This is a genomic window from Mesonia sp. K4-1, from assembly GCF_008017825.1.
In the GTDB taxonomy this organism is placed as follows: Bacteria; Bacteroidota; Bacteroidia; order Flavobacteriales; family Flavobacteriaceae; genus Mesonia.
In genome coordinates, this window is record NZ_VRLS01000055.1 from 1 (window position 1) to 5,034 (window position 5,034).

At 32.6% G+C, this 5,034-nt stretch carries 9 protein-coding genes; all 9 read right to left on the reverse strand.

Annotated features, from left to right (window positions below; translation table 11 throughout):
• A partial coding sequence (locus tag FT986_RS10105; protein WP_147864936.1) for a hypothetical protein occupies positions 1-195 on the reverse strand: 195 nt, incomplete at its 3' end.
• Between the two features lie 431 nt (positions 196-626).
• Positions 627-1,271, reverse strand: coding sequence for a DUF6705 family protein (locus tag FT986_RS10110; protein ID WP_147864937.1), 645 nt, complete (start codon positions 1,269-1,271; stop codon positions 627-629).
• A gap of 13 nt (positions 1,272-1,284) precedes the next feature.
• On the reverse strand, positions 1,285-1,437 hold the full coding sequence (locus FT986_RS15940) for a hypothetical protein (protein WP_187248608.1): 153 nt from the start codon (positions 1,435-1,437) through the stop codon (positions 1,285-1,287).
• Between the two features lie 43 nt (positions 1,438-1,480).
• Entirely contained in the window at positions 1,481-2,053 is a 573-nt protein-coding gene (locus tag FT986_RS10115; protein ID WP_222706196.1) for a DUF6705 family protein, read from the reverse strand.
• Between the two features lie 63 nt (positions 2,054-2,116).
• Positions 2,117-2,719, reverse strand: a complete 603-nt coding sequence (locus FT986_RS10120) for a DUF6705 family protein (protein WP_147864939.1) — start codon at positions 2,717-2,719, stop codon at positions 2,117-2,119.
• A gap of 14 nt (positions 2,720-2,733) precedes the next feature.
• Entirely contained in the window at positions 2,734-2,889 is a 156-nt protein-coding gene (locus tag FT986_RS15945) for a hypothetical protein (RefSeq protein ID WP_187248609.1), read from the reverse strand.
• Between the two features lie 53 nt (positions 2,890-2,942).
• The gene (locus FT986_RS10125) at positions 2,943-3,539 is read right to left on the reverse strand and encodes a DUF6705 family protein (RefSeq protein WP_147864940.1); all 597 of its coding nucleotides are present in this window, start codon (positions 3,537-3,539) and stop codon (positions 2,943-2,945) included.
• A gap of 43 nt (positions 3,540-3,582) precedes the next feature.
• On the reverse strand, positions 3,583-4,188 hold the full coding sequence (locus FT986_RS10130) for a DUF6705 family protein (RefSeq protein WP_147864941.1): 606 nt from the start codon (positions 4,186-4,188) through the stop codon (positions 3,583-3,585).
• A 24-nt stretch (positions 4,189-4,212) separates the two neighbouring features.
• A partial coding sequence (locus tag FT986_RS15950; RefSeq protein WP_187248610.1) for a hypothetical protein occupies positions 4,213-5,034 on the reverse strand: 822 nt, incomplete at its 5' end.

Below are 5,034 nucleotides of genomic sequence, written 5' to 3' on the forward strand. Positions count from 1 at the left end.
TTCTCCTCCTTTACCGCTTACATTGCTCTTTTGCGCCAATTGTTTACTAAGTTGATGATAAGCAGAAATAAATTGAGGGTTATTTTCTAGTTCGCTAAAACTTTGAGAACTATGCTGTATAGCGCTCTTTTGTGTATTGGTCTCCCTTTCTAGAAAATCATCGTCTTGACAACTATAAAAAGTAAAAGAAAACATGAGAAGAATGCTAAAATACCTACCCCATTTTAAACCCTTTGGCCTTAATTTTGCGGGGGGGGGATTTTTGTTTTGTTGTTTTGGTTCATAAATAAACTGGTTTTAAGTTTAATAAGTTCTTAAAACTAAACCAAATAATTTATAAACACAACTATTTTTATGACTACATTTTAAGTTTCTCTTTAAAAAATAAGCCCTTAATTGTACGCTTCCCGTATATATGGCGTCTGCGTTCAAAATAGGATAGGTTGAGATCTAAATAATTGGTGAGTTTTCGTTGAGCTAAAAGCGTCCAGGTAAAGTTTTTATTGGGTTGCAACATAGAAAAAGTAGGGAAAGGCTTAGTATTAAAGTTATTTTTTTCATATCCTAAAAATACAAAACCCAACGGATTAAGGTTGGGTTTTTTGTTAAAACTATTTGTAATAAAATTACTGTTTCACTAAAATAAATGTAGTACCTAAAGGTAAGCTATACTCATCAAAAGTAGGGTTGGGGTCATTTATATTATAGGTAGGGTTACCATACATAGACGCTTCTGCTTCTAGTTTTTCTACCCCGTTTTCTACAAAATGCCTAAAGAATATTCTAATATAAGCTCCTGGTATTTCTACATTTGGTTCTCTTAAAACAAGACTTACTTTAATCTCTCCAAGATTACAACCTATACAGATACCACTCACATTGGGATCATATTTTTCTATTGAACCACCAGCAATGTAATGTTCATAAGGATTAGTATAATTATTGGATAAGAAACTAAGTGTGTTTACTTTTTCCACTCCGTTTTCTACATATTTATATTCTCCAATTAGTAAATCTTCATAATAGCTTCTCCCACTCATGGGGCTTATATATTGTGCCATTTCTTTTTTTTGTAATATCATTTTAAATGTAGTATTCCCATTGGTATATTGCCACGTGCCTTCAAAACCGTTAAAATCGTTAAATGTATCTTTATAATAAGCTCCTTCAATACTTCCGAAAGCCTCGTTATCATATCTAGGTAGTATTGGAGTTTGTGCTTTACAATTCACTAAAAATATAAGTGTACATATTATTGTTATTGTTTTCATCGTATTTATTTTTTTATTCGCAAGGAACTTCATTGATAGGGCTGTTTGTATTATTAGGGTTATATTCAAGTTTATCCCAATTTTCTATATCATTATTGCTATTTAAATTGGCCTTATAGACCCCAATTTCATTAATGCCTTTTTCCTCTAAAAATACAAAACCCAACGGGTTAAGGTTGGGTTTTGGTTAAAATTTAAGTAGTATAAAATTATTGCTTGGTGAGAATAAACTCTGTTCTTTTAGGCATAGAAAAATCTGGGTCTTCTGCAGTTTCTCCCGGTAATATTAATCGGGGCCCTTCCCTGTTTCTTAAATAAAACTTTATTTGGGTGTTATTATTGATTAGCGTAATTTCTACATGCCCATATTTAGAACTCATTAGAGGATCTTTAAAAGTAAAGCTAATTTTTTGATTTGTAGGCATAGGTTTGCTAATAGTTAAAAGGTATTCTCCAGCGGTAATACTATTAAAAACTTCTTGCCCGTTTTCAACATATTTAACTTTTCCTTTTATTCTATCTCTATACAGACTTATTCTGGAATCGGTATAATATTCCATATCAATTTTTTCAAATTCGATGGTAATTAGGTCATTCCCGCTTTGCCATACCCAAGTACCTATATAGGGGTTCAGCAAGCCTTCGGTATCTTTTATGTACATATTTCCTAAATCATCAGTATCGTTTACATAATAGTCTCTAAAAGACACGATGGGGCTTTGTGCTTTGCAACATAGAGAGAGTAAGCAAAGACTTAGTATTAAAGTTATTTTTTTCATCATTCTAAAAATACAAAACCCAACGGGTTAATGTTGGGTGTTGTGTAAAAATTAAATTTTATAAAATTATTGTTTGGTTAAAACAATATTGTTAGGGAAACTAAAATCTGTAGGGTAATCATCTAACTGTAAAGAGTTTCTAACCTCACCAGCCCAAGTGGCTTGCAGGGGGGACGTATTTGGTATAATGGTTAAGGTAATAGAACCCTCTATGCCAAAAGCAGAAAAACGGGAACTATTGGGTACCGTATTATTTAGGATGGTGCCACCTGCATATTGACCGTCTGTAGAACTGATTCTTATAATAGGTGGATAAGGAGTAGAGGTATTTTTTACGTTTTTATTAGATGTTTTTATAATTGTTTCTTGCCCAAACTGGTCTATTTGAACAATTTCATAATGTCCTTTAATAGTATCTATATAATATGAAGGAGCATTACCATTTTCACATTCTTCCATTTCATTTTTCCATAAATGTACTCTAAAAATGGTATTACCTGTTTGATACTCCCACGTCCCTATAAAAGGGTCAAAATTATGGTCTAGGTCTTTAAAATACTTTCCATCGTCTTCAACTTGGTTAAAAGTGTTTAAGTTAACTACTAGTTGTGCCTTACAAGAGCTTAGGCTTATGAATATAAATAATAAAATATATAATAAGTTTTTCATGATTTTTCAGTTTTTTAATTACAGGTTTCTGGGTCTATATCAGTATTATTTTCATTCAATTCTATTTTAGTAAAATCTTCAAAAGTAGCATCGGTTTCAAATAAGGTTATTCCCATATCATTTTCTTTTAGCATTTCTAATAAAGATTTTTTTACTCTCTTAAAATACAAAACCCAACGGGTTAAGGTTGAGGTTTGCTTAAAGGTTTAAAAATTTTATAAAATTACTGTTTAATAAAAGTAAATGTCCCTGTAGGAATTACCATTTCTGTATATGCAGGTGGATTACCTTCTATTATTACATAAGGTCCTTCTCCCCAAATAAATCCCTCAATAGCAGGTTGTCCATTAACTGTTGTTAATTTTAAAGTGATAGTTCCGTTTAATCCACTTATTCTATCATAAATAGTAACCTGAACTCTCCTCTCATTTGCTGGACAATCATTACAAACAGGCCTATGCTCCGGTTTTAAAAATGAATCGCCACTTATTCCAATATTATATGGATCTGTGTTCGCAAGTGTGTTGGCTATCTCTATTCCGTTTTCTATATATTGATATTCTCCTTTTATATAGTCTTTATAATACTTCCCTGTATATACCATTTCTTCTTTTCTCAATACAATTTTATAAGAAGTGTTTCCATTGGTATATAGCCAAGTCCCCTCAAAGGGATCCATAAAATTGTTAACGTCTTTATAATACGTATTAGCAACGGTATTTCTAAAAGAAGGTTTTTGTTCAATATCTATAATAGGAGATTGACCGAATGATGTAAAAGAAAAAGTAATTGCAAATATTATTATATATATTATTTTCATAATTAAAACTCCAAAGCTTGATTAAGCTCTGGAGTTATTTGTTTTACTGTTTAATAAAAGTAAATGTCCCTGTAGGAATTACCATTTCTGTATATGCAGGTGGATTACCTTCTATTATAACGGTTGGGCCACTTCCCCAAATAAACCCCTCAATAGCAGGTTGACCATTGACCGTTGTTAATTTTAAAGTGAAAGTTCCGTTTAATCCACTTATTCTGTCATGAATAGTTACTTGAAGCCTTCTCTCATTTGCTGGGCAATCATTACAAACAGGTCTATGCTCCGGCTTCAAGAATGAATCGCCGCCTATTCCAATATTATATGGATCTGTGTTAGCAAGTGTGTTGGCTATCTCTGTTCCATTTTCTACATATTGATACTCCCCAACAACATAGTCTGTGTAAAACTTACCTGTATATTGCATCGTTTCTTTTACTAGAACAATTTTGAAAGAGGTGTTTCCATTGGTATATAACCAAGTCCCCTCAAAGGGATCCATAAAATTGTTAACGTCTTTGTAATATGTATTTTCAACACCTCCTCCATCTTTAAAAAAAGAAGGCATATCTTCAATATTCACAGTGGGCGACTGTGAAAATAAGGGAAAAGAAGATAAAAGTATAATGGTTGTAATATATATTGTTTTCATAATTATTTATTTTTATAGTGGTTATTAATTACAAGGTGTTTCAAAAACTGTACCTAACGATTCGTTTAATTCCAATTCAGACCAATCGGTAATATCCTCATTGGCTTTATACATCGAAATATTATGATCTCCAAATTGTTCTAAAAATACTTTTTCATAATTAGTGTCTGCTCTATATTCTTCTCCAAGTTTTTCGTTTAAAGCTTCTATTTTATCTTTTAGAGGAGATGTCATAGTAAGGTCTTTTCTTTCCGCCACAATAGCATTCAAATTTGCGTTGATTTTACTTCTGAAAGCATTAAAATTATCAACTGTTATTGAGTATACATTGGGTTGTGCCGATGCTAATGTTGGGTATGCTATTAGAATAAATGTAACATCACCTTTAATATCAGCTTCTGAATGCCAATGTAAATTGAATAGTGTATATACATCAGACCAAGAGAACATGGGAAATGTTGAAAATGGATGTGTGTGTGCTGCACCATAACTATCACCACCAGCGGTAATCGAAATAGAGTTACCTGTTGTTGCAGGCAAATTTACATTGGAATAAGAACCGTTATTCTTTTTAAATTGTGCACCGTTTTCACCTGGTTGACTTAATGTAGTTTTTAAATTTTCCAAGGTCGGTTTGATGTTTGGAACTAAACCGTTATTAGCAGTATCATCCTGTATAAGGTCATTTAGTTTTTCACAAGGATCTTTTACAACTAGCTCTGGGCAATCAGCATTTACCTTATAGCAAGGTATAGGGTTGGTGATGGTGGTGTTGCTTGGGTCTTCATTGTTACCGTGGCCTGCACCCCCGCCACCTGGGTTGGAGCCACTTTGTGGGTTGTTGGG

Excerpts from the sequence above, each read along its gene's own strand:
- FT986_RS10110 (WP_147864937.1), bottom strand. The coding sequence starts at position 1,271 with ATGAAAACAATAACAATAATATGTACACTTATATTTTTAGTGAATTGT.
- FT986_RS10115 (WP_222706196.1), bottom strand. The coding sequence starts at position 2,053 with ATGATGAAAAAAATAACTTTAATACTAAGTCTTTGCTTACTCTCTCTA.
- FT986_RS10120 (WP_147864939.1), bottom strand. The coding sequence starts at position 2,719 with ATGAAAAACTTATTATATATTTTATTATTTATATTCATAAGCCTAAGC.
- FT986_RS10125 (WP_147864940.1), bottom strand. The coding sequence starts at position 3,539 with ATGAAAATAATATATATAATAATATTTGCAATTACTTTTTCTTTTACA.
- FT986_RS10130 (WP_147864941.1), bottom strand. The coding sequence starts at position 4,188 with ATGAAAACAATATATATTACAACCATTATACTTTTATCTTCTTTTCCC.